The sequence below is a fragment of the Amycolatopsis sp. VC5-11 genome, assembly GCF_037034185.1.
Lineage (GTDB): Bacteria > Actinomycetota > Actinomycetes > Mycobacteriales > Pseudonocardiaceae > Amycolatopsis > Amycolatopsis nivea.
Window position 1 is genome coordinate 289,660 of the sequence record NZ_JBAGKF010000003.1, and the last position, 24,885, is coordinate 314,544.

General features: G+C 71.1%; 18 protein-coding genes. 3 read left to right on the plus strand and 15 right to left on the minus strand.

Annotated elements, in window-relative coordinates; translation table 11 throughout:
- Nucleotides 1–3 precede the first annotated feature (3 nt).
- Nucleotides 4–2,115, minus strand: a complete 2,112-nt coding sequence (locus tag WA670_RS12870; protein WP_238605849.1) for a hypothetical protein — start codon at nucleotides 2,113–2,115, stop codon at nucleotides 4–6.
- A gap of 210 nt (nucleotides 2,116–2,325) precedes the next feature.
- On the opposite strand from WA670_RS12870, the gene WA670_RS12875 reads away from it, so the two are divergent.
- A complete protein-coding gene (locus tag WA670_RS12875; RefSeq protein ID WP_238605850.1) occupies nucleotides 2,326–3,603 on the plus strand; it encodes a threonine/serine exporter family protein in 1,278 nt (425 codons plus the stop codon).
- A 118-nt stretch (nucleotides 3,604–3,721) separates the two neighbouring features.
- Here the strand turns inward: WA670_RS12875 and WA670_RS12880 are convergent, their stop codons facing one another.
- From WA670_RS12880 to WA670_RS12895, 4 genes are read right to left on the minus strand one after another with little or no spacing between them, the layout of a single operon-like run.
- The gene (locus tag WA670_RS12880) at nucleotides 3,722–4,903 is read right to left on the minus strand and encodes an alkyl sulfatase dimerization domain-containing protein (RefSeq protein ID WP_336157808.1); all 1,182 of its coding nucleotides are present in this window, start codon (nucleotides 4,901–4,903) and stop codon (nucleotides 3,722–3,724) included.
- Nucleotides 4,903–6,225 (minus strand): MFS transporter, encoded by a 1,323-nt coding sequence (locus WA670_RS12885; RefSeq protein ID WP_336157809.1) that lies wholly within the window; start codon nucleotides 6,223–6,225, stop codon nucleotides 4,903–4,905. The genes WA670_RS12880 and WA670_RS12885 overlap by 1 nt, the downstream gene beginning before the upstream one ends.
- A gap of 53 nt (nucleotides 6,226–6,278) precedes the next feature.
- Nucleotides 6,279–7,598 (minus strand): alkyl sulfatase dimerization domain-containing protein, encoded by a 1,320-nt coding sequence (locus WA670_RS12890; RefSeq protein ID WP_336157810.1) that lies wholly within the window; start codon nucleotides 7,596–7,598, stop codon nucleotides 6,279–6,281.
- A complete protein-coding gene (locus WA670_RS12895) occupies nucleotides 7,591–9,639 on the minus strand; it encodes an acetate--CoA ligase family protein (RefSeq protein ID WP_336157811.1) in 2,049 nt (682 codons plus the stop codon). The genes WA670_RS12890 and WA670_RS12895 overlap by 8 nt, the downstream gene beginning before the upstream one ends.
- An 80-nt stretch (nucleotides 9,640–9,719) precedes the next feature.
- Here WA670_RS12895 and WA670_RS12900 point away from each other — a divergent pair, with 80 nt between their 5' ends.
- Complete coding sequence (locus tag WA670_RS12900) at nucleotides 9,720–10,889, plus strand: PucR family transcriptional regulator (protein WP_275292018.1); 1,170 nt, start codon at nucleotides 9,720–9,722, stop codon at nucleotides 10,887–10,889.
- Here WA670_RS12900 and WA670_RS12905 read toward each other — a convergent pair whose 3' ends face one another.
- From WA670_RS12905 to WA670_RS12935, 7 genes are all read right to left on the minus strand, one after another.
- Nucleotides 10,890–11,876, minus strand: coding sequence for a hypothetical protein (locus tag WA670_RS12905; protein WP_336157812.1), 987 nt, complete (start codon nucleotides 11,874–11,876; stop codon nucleotides 10,890–10,892).
- Nucleotides 11,877–11,895: 19 nt separating this feature from the next.
- Nucleotides 11,896–12,708: a DUF3592 domain-containing protein gene (locus tag WA670_RS12910; protein ID WP_275292016.1), complete on the minus strand. Its 813-nt coding sequence runs from the start codon at nucleotides 12,706–12,708 to the stop codon at nucleotides 11,896–11,898.
- A 9-nt stretch (nucleotides 12,709–12,717) separates the two neighbouring features.
- Nucleotides 12,718–13,245 (minus strand): hypothetical protein, encoded by a 528-nt coding sequence (locus WA670_RS12915; RefSeq protein ID WP_275292015.1) that lies wholly within the window; start codon nucleotides 13,243–13,245, stop codon nucleotides 12,718–12,720.
- A 54-nt stretch (nucleotides 13,246–13,299) separates the two neighbouring features.
- The gene (locus tag WA670_RS12920; protein WP_336157813.1) at nucleotides 13,300–16,170 is read right to left on the minus strand and encodes a hypothetical protein; all 2,871 of its coding nucleotides are present in this window, start codon (nucleotides 16,168–16,170) and stop codon (nucleotides 13,300–13,302) included.
- A 124-nt stretch (nucleotides 16,171–16,294) separates the two neighbouring features.
- Nucleotides 16,295–17,326: a hypothetical protein gene (locus WA670_RS12925; RefSeq protein ID WP_336157815.1), complete on the minus strand. Its 1,032-nt coding sequence runs from the start codon at nucleotides 17,324–17,326 to the stop codon at nucleotides 16,295–16,297.
- Entirely contained in the window at nucleotides 17,323–18,621 is a 1,299-nt protein-coding gene (locus tag WA670_RS12930) for a hypothetical protein (protein ID WP_336157816.1), read from the minus strand. The genes WA670_RS12925 and WA670_RS12930 overlap by 4 nt, the downstream gene beginning before the upstream one ends.
- 26 nt (nucleotides 18,622–18,647) lie before the next feature.
- Nucleotides 18,648–22,055, minus strand: coding sequence for an AfsR/SARP family transcriptional regulator (locus tag WA670_RS12935; RefSeq protein WP_336157817.1), 3,408 nt, complete (start codon nucleotides 22,053–22,055; stop codon nucleotides 18,648–18,650).
- 160 nt (nucleotides 22,056–22,215) lie between these two features.
- On the opposite strand from WA670_RS12935, the gene WA670_RS12940 reads away from it, so the two are divergent.
- Nucleotides 22,216–23,430, plus strand: a complete 1,215-nt coding sequence (locus tag WA670_RS12940) for an MFS transporter (protein WP_336157818.1) — start codon at nucleotides 22,216–22,218, stop codon at nucleotides 23,428–23,430.
- A 26-nt stretch (nucleotides 23,431–23,456) separates the two neighbouring features.
- Here the strand turns inward: WA670_RS12940 and WA670_RS12945 are convergent, their stop codons facing one another.
- The 3 genes from WA670_RS12945 to WA670_RS12955 all read right to left on the minus strand — a co-directional run bounded on the left by WA670_RS12945 (nucleotide 23,457) and on the right by WA670_RS12955 (nucleotide 24,858).
- Nucleotides 23,457–23,858, minus strand: a complete 402-nt coding sequence (locus WA670_RS12945) for a hypothetical protein (protein WP_336157819.1) — start codon at nucleotides 23,856–23,858, stop codon at nucleotides 23,457–23,459.
- A 247-nt stretch (nucleotides 23,859–24,105) separates the two neighbouring features.
- Nucleotides 24,106–24,591 carry a bacterioferritin gene (gene bfr, locus WA670_RS12950; RefSeq protein ID WP_037811561.1) on the minus strand — a complete coding sequence of 162 codons (486 nt, stop codon included), beginning with the start codon at nucleotides 24,589–24,591 and terminating at the stop codon, nucleotides 24,106–24,108.
- A 78-nt stretch (nucleotides 24,592–24,669) separates the two neighbouring features.
- A complete protein-coding gene (locus tag WA670_RS12955) occupies nucleotides 24,670–24,858 on the minus strand; it encodes a (2Fe-2S)-binding protein (protein ID WP_037717597.1) in 189 nt (62 codons plus the stop codon).
- Between the last annotated feature and the right edge of the window lie 27 nt (nucleotides 24,859–24,885).

Consider the following 24,885-nt stretch of genomic DNA (forward strand, 5'->3'; position numbering starts at 1 on the left):
CTTTCACCGGCCGCCGAATTGCGCGGCGGCGTCGGTCAGCGCGTCGGTGTCGTCACGGGCCGCGTAATTGCCGGCCAATCTGGTGAAGTTCTTGGAGATCCGCTGGTCGTGCGCCGGGCTGGGAACGGTGTGCGGATCGTGGTAGAGCCAGAGCCGCGCGACGATGCTGGTGATCGCGGCTTCGGCGGACTCCCGTCCCGGCTGCCCGTCCGGCACGAGCTTCGCGACGCTGTCGTCGGTCGGCTCGACCGCGGCCAGGCGGCACGGCGCCCGCGTGATCTGGTCGACCAGCCGGACCCAATCCGGGTGCCCGCTCTTGGCGAATTCGGTGACCAATTCGTCGACGACGGCCGCGAAGTTGTCGCAGGCGAGGGCGTAATACAGCCGCCGGGCCTGGTCCTCGGCCTCGCCGGTCGGCTCGGCGCAGGTGTTCGCCATCCGCCGGAACACCTCGGCCCACGTCATGGCTACCGGATGGCGGTCGGCGGCGCTCTGCGCGTGCAGACCGGCCAGCAGGCAGGCGAGGAGCCACGGGTGCAGGGCCGCCGGGTGTTCCCGCCCGGGGACGGCGACCGGCCACAGCCGCGAGGGCCGGGCGGCGAAGGTGCTGACCCACAGGTTTTCCCGCAGTGCGCGCAGGATGTCGTTCGCGTCGGGGAAGGCGGCCGGATCCAGCGGGGCCGACTGTCCCGGCTGGCCGAGCCGCACCCCCACCGCGACCGCCTGCGGAACGACGGCCGGCAGCGAGTCCGCCAGCAGCGACCGGGGCAGGAAAGAGGTCAGCGCGCGTTCCCACAGCGCGATTCCGTTGTGCGGCTGGAACAGCAGCGACCGGGCGGGCGGGCCGGCGTCGTCCGGCAGTTCGCCGGCGCGGCGGCCGATCTCCTGCGCGGCGGCGGGCAGGCCGCCGGAGAGCCGCTGGACGAACTCGTCGAAGACAGCCGGTTCCCAGCCGTCCGGCGGGGTCGGGGCGAGCTTGCGCAGCACTTCGGGACCGGGCGGGTCCAGCCACACTGGATACCACGCACGGGTCGGGGAGTCGCCCCGGTCGGCAGTGGCGGCGAGATGATGGGTCCACTGCTTGAAATCGGCCTGGGAGAGCAGAGGGATCGGCCGCTTGTCCGGGCAGTCCGCCTTCGTCCGCCACGGTTCCCGCCACCAGTGCCCCCAGGCGGACGACCACCGGTCCATCGCCGCCACGATCAGCAGCGGATCGCGTTCAGGCAGCCGATTCTGCCGTGCACGCACGAACGCGGAGAGGAATTCGCGGCCGGCGGGGGTGGCATCGACGTTGTCGATCAGCAGCGCCCAGGCGTGCTCGTGCGGGACGTCCTGTCTGTGCGGGGCCAGGCATTCGCACCGGCGCACCGGCGTCGTCCATTGATCGGCACTGCGCGACAAATCGGTCAGGAACGCGTTCAGCACGTGTGGGACCGGGTCCGAACTGCGCTGGCTCAGGTCGATCAGCGAGTCGATCGTGCTGGCTCCCTCCAGCAAGCCGCTGAACCATTTCAGCGCCTGCCGCACGCTTCGCCGCCGCCGGTTCGCGAGCCGCAGCAGCGCGCCGATTCCGCTGCTGACCGCTTGCTGGACGGCGGGTCCCGGCACCTGCGCGCCGATCCCGGACAGCGACAGCGCGAACCGGACCGCCTCGCCGGCCAGGTCCGCGACCGGGTGCTCGTCGCCCTGGTGCAAGTAGCTCCCGACGAGCTGGAGGACGTGCGCCCGGGCCGCGTCCCGGTCCTGCGGCAGGGTTTCGTTCAGTGCCAGCAGGGAAAGCCCGACGCGGTGGAAGGCCGGGTCGCGCGGCAGGTTGTCCCAGTGCCGGGCGAGTAGGAAGGACACGTACGCCGCGGCGGAGATCGGATCGGCGACCTGGGCGTCCTGGAAATCGAGCCGGGCGTGGACGAGCGTGCCGCCGCAGGCTCCGGAGATCGTTTTGAGCGCGGTGCTCTTGCCCGAACCCTTCGGCCCGAGCAGCGCGACGACCGGCTCCGGCACGGCCGTTCCCGCCGCTGGTCGCCGGAAGGCTTGCCGGACAAAGAGTTCTGCGGCGGTCAGCACGTGCGGTTCCCCCAGGTCCTGCCGTTCGGCGCGCGATGCGGTACGAGGCACGGCAGAAGGTGTATCGGTTCAGATGTGGGCCGTGTCACAGGTTTCGCGGCGGTTCACTCCAAAGTGTGGCCCTCGCGGTCGCTCGCGCAAGCGGCTGTCCGGGGGTGTTCTGCTAAGCGGAAGTCAGGATCCGCCACGATCGGGCGAAGGGTTCCGTTCGGCGCGTTCGCGGGCGCTTTCTTGTCGGGGCGGCTGCTTAAAGTGCGGGGCATGGCAGTGGACGAGCGCGAACGGGCGCGACGGGTGCTGAGCTTCGCCCTCGAGGTGGCGATGCAGATGTTCCGGCAGGGCATCGAAACTGCCGTCGTCGTGCGCACAGTCCGCGGGCTGGCCGCGGCGGGCGGCATCGAGGATTTGCGGATTTCGGTGGGAGTACGGGCAATTCACCTCCAATACTGCGGCGGCGGGGGAGAACCGCTGGTGCTGTTCGGGAGCGTGCAGGCGAACGACGCGCGCGACATCGGCCGGATGGGAGATTTGGAGGCGCTCGCCGTCCGCGCCGCCGCCGGTACGATTTCGCCTGCCGAAGCCGAGCGCGACGCCGGAATCCTCGCTCAAGCGGGGCCGACTTGGCCGTGGTACGTAAGTTTGCTCGGCGGATGCCTGCTCGCCGCGATGATTTGCCTTCAGGCGAACGGAACCGCGCTCGCCGCGGCGGTGTCGGCCGGGTTGTTCGTTCTCGCCAACCGGGTGGGTTGGGCGTTGAGCACGGTCGGCATCGCGGAGTTCTTCCAGGTCGCGGCCAAAGCCAGCACGGTGCTGGTCGTCGCGATCTCCTTGCTGTCGCTCGGAGTGCTCACCGGGCACGAGGCGGCGAGCCTTTCGGCGGCGAACCTGGTGCTGCTGTTGCCGATCCTGTCGCTGGTGTCGCTGGTCGAGGACGCGGTCGGCGACTTCCACCTGATGGCGGCCGCCCGGATCGTGACGGTCCTGCTGCTCACCGGGGCGATCGCGACCGGCGTGATGGTCGTGGTGTCGGTGGCGAACGACCTCGACATCCTCGGCGCGGCCAGCCGGGTGCAACTCGCCGCGCTGCCGCTGGCCCTGGTCCCGGTGACGGCCCTGGTGGGTGCACTGGGCAACGCGATCCTGATGGGCACGCCCGCGCGCTGGTGGCTGCTCGCGTGCGGGGCCGGGATCGTGACGTCACTGGCCAACTGGACGGGCCGGTCCGCGCTCGGCCTGTCGGCTCCGGTGTCGATTTTCCTTGCCACGACGGTGTTAGGTGTGCTGGCGGGGGTGGCTTCGCGGACGCTGAAGGTGCCGACCGCGGTGGTCACGATCCCGGGCTTGACGGGTGCGGTGCTGCCGGGGCCTGCGCTGTATTTGAGCCTGTCGCAGGTATTCGCACGGATCCCCGGCGCCTGGGACGCGGTAGCGGAGGCGATTGTGTCCACCGCAGCGATCGGGGTCGGCGTTGTGCTCGGGTTGCAGCTCGCGGCTTTGCGCCGACCTGAGGCTGCGGTGTCGGGGGCTCCTCTTGCTTAGCCGAGGGCGAAGAATGTGGAGGTTCCTGTCGTGGTTGTCTCGACCACGCTTGCCTCGGTTGCTGCGGTCTGTGCTTCCGAAGGTCGGCGCTGGCCGGACGTCAACTGTCGCCGCGGCATCACCAGCCGCTGCGGTAAAAACTCCGCGACACGTAACTGCTAGCCTCCTCCGCCCGCACTGCGCACAGCTCTTCCTTCATCGCCCGAGCCTGCTTCACCAACGGATCATCGCCAGGCGCGAGCGCCAGCAGATCGATGACATGCAACGCTTCCTGCACCCGCCCGTCACCGCGCAGCCGCTCGGCCTGGTCGAGCACCGCCTGCTTGTCCGTGATCGCCTCCGCGCGGGCAGCGGCCGCGACGTCCGGGCGGGACGGGTGCAGGGTCGTCGGATTTCCGTCCCACCACCCGGTTTCCGAGCGGACGATGTCCCGGACGATGTACTCCCGGTGCCCGTAGTGCTCGCGCATCCACGGCACGTCGAACAACTCAGCCGGGTACCGGAGATCGTGCACGATGTCGTCCACCCTCCGGCCCCGGTTGAGCTGGTCCACCACCGCGCTGCGCAGCCACCGGAGCGCGGCGGCGGTCATGGTGAGCTGCCGGACCGGGTCTTCGCGCACCACCGGGCCGAATTCCGGCACCAGGACCGCCGGGTTGAGTGCGGCGAGCCGGTCCAGGGTGTCGGCCCAGCGGACGGTGTCGCGCATGGTCCGCATGGGCGTCCCGATGTTGGGGATGCCGTTGATCACCGCGGCGCTGCCGTACAGAACCCGCTGGGAAGGCAGCCACACCGCGGTCACGTCGTCGGTTTCGGAGGGTGCCCACAGCAGCCGGACGTCCGGGGTCAGCGTCAGCGCTTCCCGGTAGGTCTGGTCGGGGAAGGTGAGCGGCGGGGGAGCCGACAGGTCGTCCATCGGGCGGCGGAACTGCCGGGTGTTGATGTGGTTCTGCAATCCGGCCGTCTCGAGATACCGCTGGTAGCGCCGGACGACGTTCTCGTGCGCCACGACGGTCGGGCGGCGTTCGCCGTGCGCGGCCGCGTAATCGAAGAACCCGGGCACGCCGTAGTTGTAGCCGAGATGCCCATGGCTGTAGACGATCCACCGCACCGGTTCGCGCAGCTGGTCCAGCACCGGCGCGACAAGGTCGGGGGACGGTCCGGTGTCGACCACGACGAGGCCCGACGCGGTTTCCACCGTCAGGCTGTTGCCCTGCAAGCCGATCGAGCGCACGCCGGGCGCGACCTCGGTGACCTGGCCGCTGCCGTAGAGCGGGTTTTTGGTGTCCTGGAAAGGCATCAGCGAACCACCTCGGTGCGGAGCCCGAGCCGCCGCGCGGTGCGGTCGGGGTTGACGAAGAAGACGGCCAGCAGACCGCCCACAATGGACAGCAGGCCGCTGATCGTGAAGGCGAGCGTGAAGCCGCTGACCGGCGACGAGGCGGCCTGGATCAGCCGTCCGGTGAGGTACGGGGCGAGCAGTCCGGCGGTGGTCACCAGGCCGACGGTGATCGACAGCACCGCGCCGCGCTGGCGGGTCGGGCTGATCTCGGCGTTCATCGTGACGCCGAGCGCGAACACGACGCCGCCCAGGCTGAAGGCGACGGTCAGCAATGCGATCTGGAACCAGCCGCCGGTGTGCGGGAACAGCAGCATCGCGAGACCGGAGATCAGCACCGCGATCCCGCCGAGCACGCCGCGCGCCACCCGGCTCGACACGCCGCGCCGCATCAGCCGGTCGCTCAGCGCGCCCTGGGCGAGGTTGAACACGACCGAGGCGATCCACGGCAGCGCGACCAGGGTCCCGGTGGTCACCGTGCTGTAGTGCAACGCCGTTTCCAGGTAATGCGGCACCCACGCGACCAGCACGGCCAGCGCCCAGTACGCGGCGAATCCGGCCAGGAACCCGCCGAGCCAGGTGCCGTTCAGCAGGATCCGCCGGTACGGCACACGCGGTTCGTCCGCTTCGGACTTGACCGCGTTCGCGTGCACCGACGCGGTTCCGGCGACCTTGCCCTCCCGCCCGAAGATCGCCCACAGCACCGACCACAGGAGGCCGACGACGAGCAGCGCGAAGAACGCCCACCGCCAGCCGTACCCGACGATCAGTGCGGTCAGCAGCGGCGACGCGAGCGCCACGCCGATGCCCGAACCCGCGTTCAGCAACGCGCTCGGCAGGCCGCGTTTCTCGTTGGGGAACCACTTGTACGCCGCGTGCATGGCCAGCGGGTTCGCCGGGCCCTCGGCCGCGCCCAGAACGATCCGGCTGACCAGCACCGCCCCGAACCCGACGGTGCCGAGCATCGGGGCCTGGGTCAGCGCCCAGACGACGCCCAGCACCAGCAGGATCCACTTGGTCGGCACGCGGTTCGACACGAAGCCGACCACGATCGCGGAAATGCTGAACAGGAAGTAGAACCCGCTGCTGATCAGGCCGTACGCCTCGGGCGACAGGCCGAGATCGTGCATCAGCGGTTTCGCGGCGAGACCGAGCACGGCCTTGTCCGCGAAGTTGATCAGCATGAACACCAGCAGCAGCCCGGTGACGACCCAGCCGCGGGCGCTGGTGCCGCGGGTGCGCGCGCCGGCGGCGGTTTCGGCGGGGAGAGCGGGAGCGTTCATCGTGGGGTCCCCATTTCAACGTCGTTGTCGGACGGGGTGGTGCGGAAGGCGGGTCAGAAGGCCCAGCGGGTGCGGCCCGCGGTGCGGGCGCGCAGTTGTTCGGCGCGGTCGGTTCCGTCGAGCACGGCTTGGGATTCGGCGGCGGCCCAGGCGTAGACGCCCTTGGCCATCGTCGAGGTCGCGGCCTTTTCCAGTGCGGTGAACACTTCCGCGCGGGCGGTGTGCGCGGTTTCGTCGTCCGGGGCCGCGTCCACGGCGAGCTGGGCGAAGTGCCCGGCCAGCCGGTGTTCGCCGGCGGCGAGCAGTTCCCGCGCCCGCGCGGCCAGCCGGTCGGAGCCGCCGGACAGGTCGGCGAGTTCGCGGGACAGCTCGGCGCGGCGCGCGGGTTTGAGGTTGGCCGGGTTGCCGTCGTACCAGCCGCCGTAGAGCCGCCAGATGTTGCGGACGACGAATTCCGGCTCGTCGTAGGACGGTTTGAGATACGGCTTGGCCAGCAGTTCGGCGGGCGCGGTGACGCCGTGGACGACCTCGTCGAGCGTGGCTCCCGCGTTCATCGCGTCCACGGTCTGGTCGTGCAGAGTCTCGAGGAACTCGGCGGTGTCGGACAGCGCGGTCCGGATCCGGTCGGCGCCCACGATCGGCACGCCGTGCCCGGGCAGCAGCAGTTCCGCGCCCAGCCCCGCCATCCAGCGCAGCGCCCGCGCCCACTCGGCGGCGTAGCGCTGGACCTTCTGCGGGTTGCCCGGGTTGGGGGAGGACCAGATGAAGAAGTCGCCGCAGCACAGGATTTTCCGGTCGGGCAGCCACGCGATCGTCGCGTCGTCCGTCTCGCCGCGGCCGTGTTTCAGCTGGAGGTCCAGGTCGCCGATCCGCAGGGTCGTGGTGTCGCGGTAGGTGACGTCGGGGTGCCGGTACCGGTCCGGCCAGCGGAATCCGGGCGACTGGAACTGCCGCTGGTTGATCACCGTGTTGTAGCCGCGGGTGCGTTCGTACCGCTCGAAGCGCGGCGGCGTGTTCTCGTGGGCCAGCACGGACGGGCGACGCCAGCCGCGCTCCTCGGCTTCGAGGTCGAACGGGCCGACGCCGAAGACGTGGTCGATGTGCCCGTGCGAGTAGACAGCGGTGTGCAGCGGCGCATCGGTGCGGGCGCGGGTCGCGCCGAACAGGTCCTTCGCGGTGCGGCGTTCGCCGGTGTCGAAGCAGAACAGGCCGTCGGCGGTGGGGAAGAGGAAGACGTTGCCGAACGCCGGCCACATCCAGACGCCCTCGGCCAGCTCGTGCAGACCGTCCTTGCGCAGCGTGCCGGTGTGGTAGACGCGGGTGTCGGCCTCGCCTCGCCAGACCTTGTCGGCATAGTCGAGTAGGTCAGTCACGGGATGCCTCCTGAGCGTTCTCGGTGAAGAGCGCGTCGACGGCGACCAGGTCGTCGCCGGTGACGCAGAGCGGGTTGAGGTCGGCTTCGGCGAATTCCGGATGGTCGCCGAGGATGCGGACGAGCCCGTCGATCGCGGCGGCGACGGCGGGGACCGGTGCGGCGAGGACGTCGCCAGCCCAGGTGGCCAGTTCGGTCCGCTGCTCTGGGGTAGCCGGGAGCAGCAGCGCGCGCCGGGGCGCAGTGGGGTCTTCGGCACGGTCGCCGCCCGCGCCGAGGACGATTGCCGTGCCGTACAACGGGTCTCGCGTCGCCCCGAGGGCGAGTTCGGCGGTGTGCGGCAGCAGGGGTTGCACGACGAGGATGCGGTCCGGGTCGGTGGAGACCTCGTCCAGCCGCGCTTGGAGCGTGTCCAGCACCGCGGGGAGCTCAGCCGCCGTGACGCCGACGCGGACGAGTCCGGCCCGGGCCCGATGCGGCACGTCGGCGGCATCGCCCTTGACCACATACGGCCCCGGCCAGCCGTTTTGTCTTATCTTGGCGGCAAGATCGACCCCGGCGAGGGTGTCCACATGCGGGATGCCAGCGCCTTCCAACAGCGGGATGGCGCGCAGTTCAGTCCACACTGGACGGTCATCGGCCGTGGTGTGGCTCGCGGGCTCGAGGACCCGGTCGGGCACCAGCACCCGAAGGCGACGCACGAGAGCGCCGATGCTGGGCAGCACGGTGTCCGGCCGTCCGACGTTCGCCAGCTCGCCGGGCGGCGCGCAGGCCCAGACGAACCACGTCGGCGTCCGCATCGCAGCGGCGGCCGCGGCCAGCCGGTGGTAGGGCTCGCGGAACCGGTCGCCGAACGTCAGATAGAGCACGACGCCGTCCAGTTCCGGGTCTTCGTCGAGCGCGCCGAGCAGATCGCCGACCCGGTCGAGCCAGCGGTCGATGTTGCCGCCGAGGTCGACGGGGTTCTCATCAGCGGCCTCGACGCCGCCGACCTCCGCGAGTTTCGCGCGCGTCGCACCGGAAAGCGGCGGAATCCGCACTCCCAGCGCGGTCAGGTTGTCGGCGAGGATGCCGCCCGCGCCGCCGGACATGGTGAGCACGGCGAGCCTTGGTGCCGGAGGCAGCGTCGTGCCTTTGCGGGCGCAGAGCACCGCGTCCACGAGCTGGTCGTCGTCGGTGACCAGGTGGATTCCTTCCTGACGGCACAGCGAAGCGAGCAAGAAGTGATCACCGGCGACGGCCGCCGTGTGCGACAGCGCGGCCTGTCGACCGGCGGCGCTGCTGCCCACCGCGAGCGCGACCACGGTCTTGCCCGCTGCCCGCGCCTGACGGCCGAGCGCGCGGAGACCGTCCGCGTCGCGCACGCCTTCGAGGTAGAGCACGAGCACCTCGACGTCCGGCTGGTCGAGCAGGCCGCTGCCGATTTCGTGGCTGGACAGGCAGGCTTCGTTCCCGACGCTCGCGTAGTAGGAGTAGCCGATCCCGGCCTGTTCGAGCAGGTCAGCGAGCACGAATCCCATCGCGCCGCTCTGCGTGACGATCGCGATCGGACCCGGCGGCACGCGCTCGCGGTCGAGGAAAACCGTCGTCGACAGTTGCACTCCGGCCGGGTGGCTCACCACGCCCAGGCAGTTCGGGCCGAGCACCGGCAGGTCTCCGGCAGCTTCGCGCAGTTCGTCTTCGAGCGCGGTGTTGCCGCCCTCGGCGAAACCGGACGCGAACACGATGACCGCCCCGGAGCCGAGTTCGCGCGCCTGCCTGACCAGCGTGGGAACCGTTTCCGCCGGGGTCGCGAGGACCACGAGGTCGGGGCCGTAGCCGATCTCGGCGAGCGAGCCGACCGTGCGGACGCCGGGCAGGTCGAGCGGGCCGCGGGAGACCGCGAAGATCTCGCCGCCGTAGCCGCCGCGCAGCAGCCGGTCCAGCGCGATCCGTCCCCAGGAGAGCGCGGTGGTCGCGGAAACGCCGACCACGGCGACCGATTTCGGGCGGAACAGCGGCTCGCAGCGCATCGGTGCGGGACCTCCTGTGATCGCGGTCATGGACACAACCCCAACTGTCGCCGCTGGCCTCTCCAGCTGGTAGCGCACATTGCCCAGGGTTTCGGCTACCGTGCTGTGACATGTCACAACTGTCGTGGCGCAGCTTCGAGCACCGGCTGCCGAAGCTGGCCGAGCGGACGATCCGCCGGTACGTCGAGACCTCGCCGCACTACCGCGGCAAGGCGCCCGCGCACCTGCACCAGCACATGGCGCACACGGTCCGCGAGTTCGGCCGGATGTTCTCCCGCGCGGCGCGGGAGGGGGACGAGCCGCGCGAGGACGAGCTGGAGCTGTTCCGGCAACGCGGCCGGGAGCGAGGCGCGGAGGGGCTGCCGGTCGGCGAGTTCGTGCACGCCTACCTCCTGGTGGCCGAGGAGATGTGGGCGGAGGTCGACGACCTGTCCGGCGGGTCTCCGCCGGACGGCGCGGCGGCGGTGCTGCTGAAGTGCACGCACCGGGTGATGAACGCGGCGGTGCAGGCGCACCAGAAGGAATTCCAGACCGCGGACCACGAACAACGCGAGGCGGCGCGGGCGCTGGTGCGGCGGCTGGCGGCGGGGGAGTCGGTCCCGGAGCCGGCGGACGTCCGGCTAGCCCCGGCGTACGGCGTGCTGGCGCTGCGGTTCGCCGTGGACCCAGCGGATTCCGTCGGCGACGCGGTCGGCCGCCATCTCGCCGGGCAGAGGAAGGTGCGGTTGCTGTTGCAGCACCTGCGTCGCGAACTCTCCGGAGACGTGCTGGCCGCGCTGGATCCCGACGGCGGCCTGTTGTTGCTTCCGTCCGGTTCGGACAATGCCGAAGCGGTGCTGGATGAGGCGCGGTTGGCGGTGCCGCGAGCGCATCAGACCACGGGCGTGGAGATCACCGGCGCGTTCGCCCACGCGGCAGAACTGTCGGAAGTCCCGGCGGCGGTAGCGGAAGCGGAGCGGCTGCTGCGGTTGAACGCAGTCCCGGATACCGTTGCGGTGCTTGCGGATCACCTCTTCGAATACCAGCTCAACCACGACAGCGCGGCCACCCCGCAGTTGCGCGCGCTGGCGTCGCGGCTGGATGGCGAGCCTGATCTGACGACGACACTGCGGACCTATTTCGAGACTGACTTCAACCGTCGCGAGACCGCGCGGAAGCTGCACGTCCATCCGAACACAGTGGACAATCGCCTGTCGCGCATCGCCAACCTGACCGGCGCGGATCCGCGCACCGCCAAAGGACTTTTGCTGCTCGGCGCTTCGCTGGGACTGACGGGCTGATCACCCAGCGAGGGAAGCGCTGCCGTTGGGGCCGGTCACCGTGACGCGGATGGTGCGTGCGGACGGCAGCTGCGCGATGGTGACCTGCCAGGTCTGCGGTGTCCCGACGTCGAGGGTCTGCAAGGCTTTCCGGACCAGGCGCGGGATCTCGGTGACGGGCAGGGTGCGGAGATCGAATCGCGGGACCTGGACCTCGGTCGGGGCGAAGACGACCGTCAGCCGGTGCTCCTGGACGACCGCGGTGAGCGTCTGCGAGACGTCCGTGGCCTGGGCCAGCCCGTCGACGGCGCGGCGCAGTTCTCCCTCGTCCAGCAACGATTGCTCGGGGCCGACGTCGACCGTCGCGGACCCTGAGGAAGTGGTCTCGGTGGAGGACGCGGGAGGCGGTGACGGAGCTTCCGGAGCGAACAGTTCGGCGCGGAAGAGCCCGAGAACGGCGCCCGCGCCGAGCAGTATCCCGACGAGGGTGAGGGCACCGGCCGCGCACCCCTCCGGCGGCGGGGCGACCAGAGCGGACTCGGGAGCGGGTTCGATGACCGCTTCCGCCGCCCGGCGCTGCCATTCCGGCGTCGGGTTGTCCACGAGCCGGACCTTCCACGGGCGCTCCGGCGGGTAAGCGACCACCAGGACGTCGCCCTTGCGGTAGTTCGGGAGATCGGCCAGGTTGACCGTGCGGGTCGCCGTCGCGCGATGTGCCGGCTCCCCGTCCGGTGCCACCGTGAGGACGAACTCGACCGGGAGATCGCCCGTTTCGGTGCCGCCGGCGCGGAGGCTTTCGATCCGGGCGAGTGCCACTGTCGGCGGGACTGCCGCCTCGCGGGCGCGTCGCGGCAGACCGCCGAGCCAGACGAGAACGCCGTAGCCGAGCGGAATTCCGAACCCGGCCACGAACAGCGGAACACTTTCGACGATGATCCCGACGACGAGCGAGCAGACGGTCGCTCCGACGACGATGCCGGTCAGGAAACCGAGCGCGATCGTGCGCATGGACGTGCTCCAGACTTGGTCAGCGGGAAACCGGTTCCACCAGAACGGCTTTCGGGTCCTGCGGGTCGTAGCGGACCCGCACTGCCGAACCCTCGGAAGGGGCTTGGAAGAGCGGCGTGATCATCGTGGTCACGGCCTCGCGCTCGCCGGTCTCGGTGGGAAACCGCACGTGGACGCTGAATCGCGGATTCCCCATCACCCAGACGTTGGTGAAATCCACCCGGGTGAGGACGCCCGTCGCCTGGCGGCCGCAGTGCCGCAGCGCCTGCTCGCGATCGTCCGCCTCGGCCGCGCGGAGGAAAGACCGCAGCAGCACCACGATTAGCACCAGTGTGATGAGCCCGGACACCGCGGGCACCAGAAACGGCTCGTAGTAGATCACCCAGTCCACATCGGACCACGGCTCGGCCTTGCCGTCGAGGAAGGGCAGTCGCTCGCCGACCGATTCGGGCGGTGTCCACGACGGAGCCGCCACACCGCTACCCAGCGTCACGCCGAGTGCTGCTGCCAGCGAGCTGGCCCGGAAGCTGATTCCCATGCGGCGCAACGACATCCCGCCGCCCCACAGCATCGCGAACCCCAGCGACGACGCGATCGTCACCGCCAGGCTGAAGAACAACACGAGGGAACCCGCCGGTCCCGCGTCGGCCCCCCACGCGCCGACGCGGTTCAGCGACATCAGGCGGAAGCCGTCCAGCAGCCCGAGCGCGCCGGACCAGCCGGCGACCGCCCAGGCGAGCGTCGTGGGAATCCCGAGAAGCCACAGCCGCCGGGTCGACGCCCGGTTCTGTTCAGGGTCGTCCGCGAGCCCGAATGCCAAGGAGTTGAACACCGCGGCCGCCTACGCGATCGGCCCGAACACGGCGACCTTCGCCGGATCGGCGGGGTCGAGACGGGCTTCGTGCCGGGTGCCGGGTGCGTACTGCTGGATCGTCGCCTGCGGGGTGATCAGCGGGGTGACCGTGCGGTACATCATGCCGTCGGCGCGGGTGACCTCCAGGGTGGCGGTGTACTGCGCCTGCCCGGCGACCGTCCGGCCGGTGGGCTCCAGCGCGCGGATCACCAGGGTGGCCTTCTCGCCGGTGTCGTACAACCGGCGCAGTTCGGTGCCGTAGGCCTGCAGTTCCTGCTGCTGGCGCAGCTGCTCGTGCATCGGCAGCGCCAGGAACGCAGCCGTCTCGGGGTCGGCCGCGACGTTGCGGTACGCCTGCGCGGCGAGCTGCGGCGTCGGCAACTGCGGCGTGATGTCGTGCCCCTGCGCGGCGGCCGCCTGCCGGAACAGCTCGGCGTGCTGCTGGAAGTCCTGCGCGCCCTTCGCCATGCCCTGCTGGGTGGCTTCGTTGATCTTGTCGCGGATCTTCTTGAACATCGGGTGCCTTTCGCTGTGTCGGTGTGCTGGACACAGCTTCGGGCGGGCGGGCTGCTACCGAACCCAAGTTTTGGCGTCGTCGGTGGCGTCGAGGCAGGTCAGGGCTGCCCAGAAGATCGGGGAATGGGCTGGTTCGGGTCGCTCGCGCCAGTGAGCGAGCCGGGCCCGCTGCCACGCGCACAGCTCGGCAACCGGGTCGGCTCCGGCAAGCGCGGTGTCCACGGCAATGATCAACTCAGCCATCGGATCCGCGCCCGGCACCGCGGCCGACGTCGGCAGCGCCCACACCGTCGCGGCGACCAGACCGGCCCCGGAGGCGACCGCGGCGAGCAGGACGCCGAACGGTTCCGGCAGGCCGAAGTCGCTCGCGCTGGCGCAGCCGATCAGCGCGACCCGCGCGGGCATGTCCACTTCGGACAGTGCCAGGTCAGCGGCGGTGAACGGCCGGTGCGCCCCGATCGGCGCGGCGGTGCCGGGCAGGTCGGCCGAGCACGACAAATGCAGGGCGGTCTGCGGACCGTGGACGTCCTGGATGCGGCTGACGTGCCCGGCGAACACCAGCCGCGAACACGGTTCCGTCAGCAGGTCGGCGAGGAGCCGGCGGTCGGTGTCGGTGCGGCGGACCAGGTCGAGGCCGCGCTCGGCGGCGGGGCGGACGGGGCCCGCGGCGAGTTGTGCGTCGAGGTGGCGGATCAGCGGGGAAGCGGCGGTTTGCTTGCCGAGCACGGAGCCCAATTCGCCGAACGCGCTCTGCCCGGGGATCCGCGGGTCGAGCAGGTAGACGGGCGGCCCGCCGGGAGCCGGTTCGCGGCGCGGGATTGCGGCGGGGGCGAGCAGCGAGACGTCGGCGAGGTCGAGGATCCGGGCGTCGCTGTCGAAGCAAGTGTCGACCTCGTCAGCGTCGAGCGCGTGGTCCGGGCGACGGTGGGGCAGAGCGAGCAGGCCCCACGGGACCACGGCGAGCGCTGGGGACGGCTGGATTCGCAACAGCGGACGGTTGGCGCGACGGAGTTGCGCGACGAGATCGGCGGGCAGGAGGTTGAGCGCGAGGACGCGAGCAAGGCGTTGCTCCGCGGTGAAACTGCCGAAAGCGTCGAGCGAACGACGGACCGCGGCCGCGACCGGCTCGCCTTCCCGCGGTGTCGGGGAAGCCTCGGCGAGGAAGCCGCGCGCGGTGTCGACGAGATCGGCGTCGATGGGGTGCGTATGGACAGTGTCGAGGTCACTGGTGGTGCGCCAGCTGAGGTAGGTGTGCCCGGCGTCGGCGTAGCGAAGGATGAACGTCTCGCGACCGGGTGCGGCGGCGGGCCAGGTCTCGACAGTCCCCGGTGCCGATCCGCATCCGTAACGCTCGGCGGCCAGCTGGGACCAGCCGTCCAGCTCCATCGGCGAGGACGGCGACCACCGCAGCCCGGGCGGCGCGGCGAGCCGGAGCGGCAGCGACGAGGTGACCGAACCCAATGCTGCCAAGGGAAGCTGACCGTCCTCGACCGGCGGTGCCAGCGCGGGGAGCGTGCCGGTAAGGTTCAGCGAACGGTCCTCCGGATACGCCCCGACCGCGCACGCGCGTTCGATCAGCTCCGCGGTCAGCCGCGTTTCGCGGAGTTGGGTCAGCAGGACCATCAGCAGCTCCGCCGCTGGGCCCGCGACGCTGTTCGCCCACGCGGTGCGGGCCTGAGCCGACGCGAACGCGAACCGGTACTCCTGCGCGGCGAGGGTCACTGGCAACAGCAGGTCCAGCACCGCCCGCGGGTCTTCGCCGCGTTCGTAGCCGATCGCGGCCGCGAGGTAATCGGCTCGCAGGCACTCCAGCCATTCGCCCGACTCGCGCGCCGCCGCCTGGAGCTGGGCCACGTGCTCTTCCGCCGACGTCCAGTCGCCGTCGGCCGCCGCACAGCGAGCCAGCGCCGCGACGAGCCGTCGCGCGCCGGGGGTGTCGCCGTTCGCGGCCCACAGCTTTCCCGCGTGCTCGAACTGTTCTCGCGCCTGCGCTGCAGCACCGGCGAGCAGGAGCAAGCTGCCCAGCGCGTAGCTCGCCTCGGCGACGTCGCCGGTGACCCCTGCGGCAGCGAGTTCGTCTCGGGCCTGGACTATCGCCGCCATCGCGCCGCTGAAATCTCCGTCGAGCGCGCGGGTTTCGGCCAGGCTGATCGCGAATTTCGCCGCCGTCGGACCTTCGTGCCGGGCGTTGAGCCGCAGGAAATCCGCCGTCGCGTCCGCTTCCTCGCCGCCTGCCTGGCGGATCCGGGCGCGTTCGGCTCGCGCCATTGCTTGCAGCGCCGCCACCTGGTCGCGGACCTCGGCTATGTCCGCGAGGCGGTCCAGGCTAGTCAGGATCTCGTCGATCGCGTCCCGCGCACCGGCCGGGTCCCCGGCGGCCACCTGCACGCGCGCTTCGAGGATGCGCAGCTCCAGCTCGTCGGCGCCGTGCGGGTCGAGCTGTTCGCGCGGGAACTGGCCGGGTTCGGCGGCCTTCCGGAACGCCGCGCGCCGCCGCTGATCCGCCAGCAACTCGCGTGCCCTGGCGAGATCACCCTCCTCCGTGGACAGTGAGATGAGGACGCGTTCCGCTACCTCGCGAGAGCCTTCGATCATCCGCAGTTCGGCATACTGTCCGAAGTGGACGATGGCGGCGATGCTGACCGCGAAGACGTTGAGGACGGCTTCCGCGCACTGGCGCGCATTGCGGAGATCGCCCGCGGAGTAGCAGACCGTGGCCAGATCGCTGACCGCGGCGACTTCGAGGCTGACGCGGTCGAGCTGCTGAGCGAGCTGTCGCATCCGTGCATAAGCCCGCTGTGCCCCGGCGACATCCCGTGCTGCGGCGAGTTTCTTGGCCTCGTTCTGGACGGCGAAGGCCTCGGCGAGCAGCGCGTCGTACTCGGCTTGGCTCAGCGAGCAGGCGGGCAATTCCTGGTACGCCATCGGGTCGAGGCTGAAATGCCTTGCGACACAACGACAGTTGTAGCCGTGCGACACCGCATCGGCCAGTTCGGCAGGCAGTGGCCGATCCGGTGAGGCGAGCGGAGGCGGCAACCCCACGAGCACGTCAGAACTCCTCGTCGGCTGCGGCTCGCTCAGCCAAGGTGCGGGCCTCCGGCGGCAACGATTCGCGGGACCGCACCAGGGAGATCACCTCTGCGCGGTCCTCGGACGTGGTGCCGTCGACGTCCGGGTCTGCCGCGCCGACGATGAGATCGATCCGGCCGGAGGACGTCGCGGCGAGCCTGGCACCGGCTTCGTCCAAGTCGGTCGTTCCGGCGAACCCTGCGCTGCCCAGGTGCAGGGCAACCTCGGCGAACTGCGCACCGTCGCGGGTCGCCACGGCGGTGAGCGACGCGTCGTCGAGCGCGCCCGAGACCTCGACGTCGAGCCGGGCAGCAGTCCTGGTCGCCACGATCCGCCAGGCGACCGTGTCCTCGGCTGCGTCCAGAACACCGGGCGGCACCCGCGCCCAGTCGACACTGGCGCGTCCCTCTGCCAGCACACCCTCGCCAGACGCGGCGGGACCGGAACCCGCTGCCAAGGCGTATACACGTTGCCCTGGTGCCACCCGAGCCGCCAGTGAGGCCGCGGCTTCGGCCCGATCGAGGTCGTCCTCGCGGTCGAACCAGGCCGAAAGCTGCTCGCACAGACGGCGGACTTCGTCGGCCACCGGTCCGGCCGCAGCGACCAGACCCGCGCTGACGGCCTGGTCGAACAGCTCAGCCGGGGTGGCCTCGAACCCGTCGAGCAACCCCTCGGCGAGGTCCGCGGTCGCGACGGCTGCTTCGAAATCCAGCAGCGCCGGATCGAGCGACGGGATCCCGAGCAACGGGCTGGCAGGCCACCACCGGCGGGCCCACAGCAGTCGTGCGAGGCGGGCCAACTCCGGGCTCGCCGGGACGTCGACGTATCCGTCGCGGAGCGCGGTCAAGCTGGCTTCGGCGCCGACGAGCCTGGTCAGCCACGGTTCGGCCGCGCTGGCGTCGGTGAGTTCGATCCGCATCGACGGCACCGAAGGGCCCAGCAGATCCGCCAGCGCGAAGCGAATGAGGCCGCCGTCCGCCGCGAGGACCGGAGTGTGCACCGGATGGGTCACGAGGCGGCCTCCAATCGCGGCAGGTTGGCGACGAGTGCGCGGCGTACTTTTGTCCGCAGGTCCAGCGAGGTCGACCGGACCACCCCGGTGAGGAGGTCTCGGAAGTTGTCCGGGACCTCTCCGCCGACGTCGAAGCCGTGCAGCCGCGCCCACAACCGGGCGAGGAAGCGCTTCGCGAATTCGCGCAGTTCCCGGAGGATCTCGGCGTCCGGCTGCGCGGTGAGGGGCGTCGAACCGGCCAACGCCCGGCGTGCGTACAGGACGTATCCCTCCCGCGCGACCTGAGCGTTGAGCCGCTGGGCGAAGCCCGGGAGGTCGCGGGGCCCGTCGAGCGGCCGAAGCGCGGGCGCGAGGACGACCCCGAGCACGAAACACGTTGCCAGCACGGGTAATTCCAGCCCGAACCCGGCGGCTGCACGGCGGAGTTCCTCGTCGACCAGGTCGGCGACGGCGCTTTGCCCGTCCACCCGGCGCAGCGTCGCTCGGACCCGGCGTTCGATGCTGCGTTCGAGAAGCCCGTTCCCCGTTTCGTCGCGCTGGCTCAACGGAGGTACAGCAGTGCGTTCGCCGCGTTGCAGGCCGAGATCAGGCGTGGGCAGACCGGAAATCTCGCGGACGGCCCGGGTGAGCACGGCAGCACCGCCGGGCTGCCGCAACGCGAGACCGAACGCGTGCCCAGCGGGGGAGTCGGCGAGCTTCTCCCAAGCCTCGTCGGTGAAGCCGTCGGCGACCGCGTCGAGCAGCGCGACGAATGCTGCGGGAGATCCGTCCGGTGCCGCAGCCCAGCGACGGCGCAATTCAGCGGCCAGTTCAGCGGCGCGCTGGGGATCAGCGAGGTACTGGCTCACCTGATCGACCCCGGCCGCACCGTCTTCGCCGTGCCATTCGCGCAACGCCGCCGCGGCCCGCTCCGGCGCGGAGTCGTCCGGCATGCCGAAGCCGGTCGCGAGTTCGTAGGCGAGGGGAAAACACACGTCCTGAACGTTCCCCGCGGTGATGCGCAAGGCCCGCCGCTGGCGCTTGAGGTGGGTGAACCACGCCGCCGTGGCGCGCAGCCGCGCCGAATCGGCCAGCAGCAAATCGGTCACTTCCGCCGCGGCGGCCGGATCCAGCAGCGGACGGCCCAGCCGGGTCCGCGCCGAGGTGCGGATCACGAGCGGGTCGATGATCTTCTTGATCGTGCGCGTCAGCGGCCCGCCGTCGGCCGCCGAAAGCACCTCGACGTCCGGGATCCGCTGCCAGGCCCGCGCGAGAACAGCCGAGCGCAGCTGGGACTGCCCCTCGCCTGCCGTCATCACGCCCCCCTCGCTCCGACTGCACTTTATCCTGCCGGGCAGTTCCGCATCCGCGCGGAATTCGCGCACTCAGCTGTTCCCGCCGCGATCGCGGCTTCGACGGACAACCCCGCGCCACGCTGGAACGCCTCGGCGAAGCCGGATTCCGAAAGGATCGCTTGTGCGGCCGCGGTAATGCGGTCCGTGTCGCCGCGTTCGGCGCGGGGGAGCGGCGCGTCGACCCGGCGGCGGGCGGCGTCGGCGGTGCCCAGCAGCAGTGCGGCGCATTCGGCGGTGCCCTTCCGGGCGGCCGCTCCCGCCAAGCCTTCCAAGGACAGCGCCAGCGCACGCGGTTCGTCGAGCGTCCGGGCGATGTCCAGGCTCCGGAGATGAAAAGCCGTTGCCTGCCCGGCATCGCCACGGAGTTCGGCGACGAATCCGAGTTCCGCGTACAGCAAATGGTCCCCGGCCAAGGAGGACAGGCCGGCGTAGCTGTCGCGGATGTGGTGTAGGTGCTTCTCGGCGGTGTCGAGGTCGCCGGAGCGGCGCGCGCCGAGGGCGAGGCCCATCTTGGCGTGGATCTGGCCGTAGGTGTAGCCGTGTTCGACGGCGATGCGGTGCGCCTGCTGGTGCAGGTCGCGAGCGCGTTCCCAGTCGCGCTCCAGCAGCGCGAGCCTGCCGAGGCCGGACAGCCGGGCGGCCACCTCCGCCTGCAGGTCCAGTTCGCGGGCGATCGCGAGGCCGGCGTGCTGACGGTCCGCCGCGTCCTGGTAGTCGCCCTTGATCTCGGCGAGGGCGGCCAACGGTGGAATGGTCTGCATTTCGCCCCAGCGGTCGCCGAGAGCGCGGAAGAGCGCGGCGCTGCGGACGCCGTCGCGGCCGAGACTGGCGAGGTCGCCGCGGACCAATGCGAGCATGGCCCGCAAGCCCAGCGCCGCGGCGACGCCCCACTGGTCTTCCTCGGCGGTGAACAGATCGAGGGCGAGGGCATTCGTTTCGGCACTGGCTGTCGCGTCGCCGACGCTGAACAGGCTGTAGGCCCGCAGCCACAGCGCACGACCGCGGCGGATCGGGTCGCGAATGGCCGCGGCGTCGGCAGGGGCGGCGGCTTGATCGCCGGTCAGCAGGGCGAAAGCGTGGTGCAGCACAGCGAGTTCCGCGTCCGGAGATACCGCGTTGAGAACGGTCGAGAGGGCGCGGCGGCCTTCGGCGAGACGGCCACGAAGCAGCCACCACCACGAGAGCGCCGTCGCCAGCCGGACGGCCTCCTCCGTGGCGCTCGCGCGGACCGCCTCGTCCAGTGCCGCGCGCATGTTCCCGGCTTCGGCGTCCAGACGCGTGAGCCAGGTTCGCTGTTCGTTGCCGCGCAACCGGGGCTCGGCTCGCTCGGCAAGAGCCAGATAGTGGCGCAGGTGCCGGATGCGGGTTTCGGCAGCGTCCGACGTTTCGTGGAGGCGTTCGGCGGCGTAGGCGGCGACCGATTCCAGGAGCCGGTAGCGGATTCCGGCGGGCCCGTTCGCGACGACGACGAGAGAACGGTCCATGAGCCGCGTCACGAGGTCGAGCACCTCCTCGTGCCGGACGCCGTCTCCCGCGCACACCGCTTCGGCGGCTTCCAGGCCGCAGCCGTCGCGGTGGACGGCCAGTCGCCGCAACACGATCCGCTCCGGGGCGCTCAGGAGCTCCCAGCTCCAGTCGATCACCGCGCGCAGAGTCTGCTGCCGGGCCGGGGCACCGCGCTTTCCCCGGGTCAGGATCGAAAACCGGTCGCTGAGCCGCGTCGCCAGCTCGCGGACGCCGAGGCCGCGGACGCGGGTGGCGGCGAGTTCGAGCGCGAGCGGGATGCCGTCGAGCCGACGGCAGATTTCGGTGACGGCCTCGAGATCGGCGGGCGCGCAATCTTCCGGCTGCCGGGGAAAACCGGGCGCGGACGCGGCGGCCCGTTCGACGAACAGCCTCACCGCTTCCGTCGTCGGCAGCGGTTCCACGGCGAAGACGCCTTCGCCCGGGAGGCCGAGAGGTTCCTGGCTGGTGGCCAGAATTCGCAGTCCAGGTGCGGAGTGCAGGAGCAGTTCGGTGAGTTCGGCGGCGGCGTCGACCACGTGCTCGCAGTTGTCCAGCACGAGCAGCGCACGCCGGTCGCGCAGTGCGGCCGCGAGACGCCGCGTCGGTGCGGCGGCCCCGGTGCTTGGCGGTGTCGCGGAGGAGCCGTCGCGGATGCCGAACGCGGCTGCGGCAACTTCGGCGAGATCGTCGGCCGTCCCGTCGCGCACCCCGGCGAACTCGACCAGCCGGACGCCGTCCGGGAATTCCGCCGCGGCTTCGGCTGCGGCCGCGACGGCCAGGCGCGACTTGCCGACCCCGCCGGGACCGGTGAGGGTGACGAGCCGCGTCGTGCCCAGCAGGCCGCTTAGCTGCGCGAGCGCCTGCTCCCGGCCGATGAGCGAGGTGAGCGCGCTGGGCAGGTTGCTGTGCGGGCGCGGCGCGGCGGCGAGCGGGGTGAGTGCGTTGGGCAGGGTGCCATGCGGCTGCGGTGCGGTGGCGGCGTGCGGGCCGGGCGGGGTGCTGTGCGGCTGCGGTGCGGTGGCGGCGTGCGGGCCGGGCAGGTCGCCGTGCGGCTGCGGTCCGGTGGCGGCGAGCCCGGTGGGCAGGTTGCCGTGCAGCTGCGGTGCGGAGGCGGCGAGCGCGGTGGGCAGGTTGCCGTGCGGCTGCGGTCCGGCGGCGAGCCCAGGATCCTGCCGGAGCATCGCTTCGTGCAGGGCGCGCAACTCCCGGCCGGGGTCGACGCCCAGCTCCTCGGCAAGACGTTCGCGCAGTTCCGCGTAGGACGCGAGCGCGTCGCCCTGCCGCCCGCTCAGGTACAGGGCTCGCATCTGCACCCCGCGCAAGCTTTCCCGCAGCGGGTGCGCGGGCACGAGGACCGCGAGTTCGTCGGCAGCGGCGGCGTGCTCTCCCGTTTCGAGCCAGGCTTTCGCCCGTTCCTCCGCCGCGGTCAGCCGCTGCTCGGTCAGCCGGTGCGCGTCCGCCCGCGCGAAATCCTCGTCCGCGAAGTCCGCGTACGCCGCGCCTCGCCACAACTCCAGCGCCTCGGTGAGCAGCGCCACCCGGCTGCGCGGGTCCGGCGTCGAGCGGGCCTTGGCGACGAGTTCGCGGAACCGCCGGGCGTCGAGGTCTTCGGTGTGCTCGATCCGCAGCCGGTACCCGGCGGGCTGGCGTTCCAGCCGGTCCCGGCCGACGACTCGGCGCAGCTGGGACACTTTCGCCTGCAGCGCGCCGAGGGGCTTGCCCGGCAGCTCAGTGCCCCACAGGTCGTACAGGAGCCGGTCGGCGGAGACCGGCCCGCCGTCGCTGGCCAGCAACACCGCGAGCAGCCTGCGGACCTTGGCCTCGGGCACGGCGACCGGTTCCCCCGCGTCGTCCCACACCGCCAGCGGGCCGAGAACCCCGAACCGCATCCGTCGCCCCCGCGCTGTCGTCAGATCGCCGTCAGCCGATCGTAAGCAATCCCGAAGCCCCCGTCCGCAGAGTGGTCGCCGGGGCGCGGAAGGAACAGTCCGACGACCGGACCCGGAAGCGACCTCCACCAGCAGTCACTTCCAGAAGAGAAGCCGGAGCATGAGCACCACACCAGAATCCACTGTGGAGACCGCAGCGGGAGAAGACCCGGCCGGACCGCGGTTTCCGCTGTTCGCGCTGTTCGCCCTCGCCACCGCCGTGTTCATCACGAGCCTCACCGAAACCTTGCCCGCCGGCCTGCTTCCCGCGATGAGCGGTTCGCTGGGTGTGAGCGAGTCCGCGACCGGCCAGACTGTCACGATCTACGCGCTCGGCACCGTCCTGACCGCGATCCCGCTCTCCGGAGCCACCGCGGGCTGGCGAAGGAAACCGCTGCTGCTGACCGCGATGACCGGGTTCGCCGTCGCCAACACGGTTACGGCGGTGTCGTCCGAGTACTTCCCGACGATGGTCGCGCGGTTCGTCGCGGGAGTCGCCGCCGGGCTGGCCTGGGCGCTGCTCGCCGGGTACGCGCGGCGGATGGTCCCCGCCCATTTGCAGGGCCGGGCGATCGCGATCGCGATGGCGGGCATCCCGGTCGCGCTGTGCCTCGGCGTGCCCGCCGGGACCTTCCTCGGCCAGGCCGCGGGCTGGCGCACCGCGTTCCTCGCCATGACCGCCTTGACGGCACTGCTGCTGGTCTGGATCGCCGCCGCAGTGCCGGACTTCCCTGGCCACCGCAGCGGCGAGCGGCCGAAGCTGCTGCCGACACTGCGGGTGCCCGGGGTCGTCCCGGTGCTGTTCGTGACGCTGGTTTTCGTGCTGGCGCACACGATCCTGTACGCCTACATCGCCACCTTCCTCGCCGGGCTCGGCATGGGCGGAAGCACCGACCTCGTCCTGCTCGCCTTCGGCATCGCCTCGATCGCGAGCATCTGGCTCGTCGGCGCGCAGATCCACCGGCGGCTGCGGCTGCTGACCATCGTCAGCTCGCTGCTCGTCGCCGCGGCCGCGCTGCTGCTGGCCACCATCGCGCACGATCCGGTGCTGATCTACGCGTCGGCGGTGCTCTGGGGCCTCGGCTGGGGCGGCGTGCCCACCCTGCTGCAGACCGCGGCGGGGGAGGCGGGCGGCGAATCCGCCGACGCCGCACAGGCGATGCTCGTGACCCTGTGGAACGTCGCCATGGCGGCGGGCGGCGTCGTCGGCGGGGTGCTGCTCGGCCTCGCGGGCAGCGGCTCGTTCCCGTGGGCCGTGCTGCTGCTGATGCTGCCGGTGATCGTGGTCGTCGTGGCCGCCCGCAGGCACGGCTTCCCGGCGGAAACCCAGGGCTGACCGGGCGCACGACCCGCCCGCGGAGCTCAGGCCGATACGAGGCTCGTGACGGCCCAGGTGACGCACGCGACCCCGGCGATCTCGAGAACGATCGCGACGAGCAGGGTCCGCGCGGTGCTGATGTTGATCGCTGGCGAGTTCTGCGGCACCGTGAGCCGGGTTTTGGCGACTTCCCTTTCCGCGTAAATCCACGGCGCGTTCCAGTAGCGGTCCTCGGCGATCAACGGCGTGAGGTTTTTCAGCGCGATCGCGTCGCTTCTTCGGGGCGCATTAGTGAAGATTCCGGCGGCCGCGGCGAGCACCAGCAGTGCGGCCGCCAGGTACAGCGGAAGCTTGACCGCCTCCGGGGGCACGAAGTTCGGGGCTTTCGTCGACAGCGCGGAGAGCCCGAAAAGCAGCGTGACCAGCCTTCCGGAAGAACTGATCACCGCCAGTCCGCGGACCTGCAGGGAACTCGCGTTCGCGCGCGCGTTGCCGATCTCTTTGTCTATCAGGCTCGCGATGACGGGGCCCGGATTTCTTCGCGCTGTCCGCCGGTTCAGGCCCGGCGGTCATTTGTCGCGGTCTTCCGCGGGGTCAGGAAGAATGCCTCCGTCGAGGACTTTTTCGGTCTCGATGGCCGGATTCTGTGACAGTGAGTCGCCGTGCCGCGGTGTTTCGTTACCCGGGCGGAGGTCAGCCCGCGGTGGGCGGTTGATCCACGAGCTGCGCCAGATACAGCTGCTCGCCGAGTTTGTCGATCAGCTCCAGCTGCGTTTCCAGGTAATCGACGTGATGCTCCTCGTCGAGAAGGATCTTCTCGAGCAGGTTCGCACTGCCCGCGTCGCCGTGGGCGCGGCACATCGGGATGCCGGGCCGGAGCCGGTCGAGCACGTCGATTTCGATCGCGAGGTCCGAGGAGAACATCTCGGGGATCGTCTGGCCGACGTTGATCGGCAGGAGCCGCTGGTAGTTCGGGAGACCGCCGAGGAGCAGGATGCGGTCGGTCAGCCATTCGGCGTGGTGCATTTCCTCGATCGACTCGGCGCGGGTTTGCGCGGCCAGCTTCGTGAATCCCCAGTTCGCCTGCATGCGGGCGTGCAGGAAGTACTGGTTGATCGCGGTCAGCTCGCTGGTCAGCTGCTCGTTGAGCAGCGCGAGAACTTCGTCGTCGCCTTGCATCGTCCGCACCTCCGGCCTCGACCGGTCCGGATGCTACCCACGCGTGATGCGCCTCACAACCGGAGCGGAACGTGCCGGTCAGGCGCTGTGCGCGAGGTCCTGCGGTGCGGCGCGCTCGAGAAGGATCCGGTTCAGCCGTTCGTGACAGGTTCCGCAGCCGGTCCCGGCGGCGCAGCGCTCGCCGATCTCCTCGACGCTGCGGGCTCCGGCCATGACGGCGGCCTCGACCTGCGGCATCGTCACAGCCGCGCAGACACATGCGTACATCGCCGACGACACCCCTTTGCCGGTCCG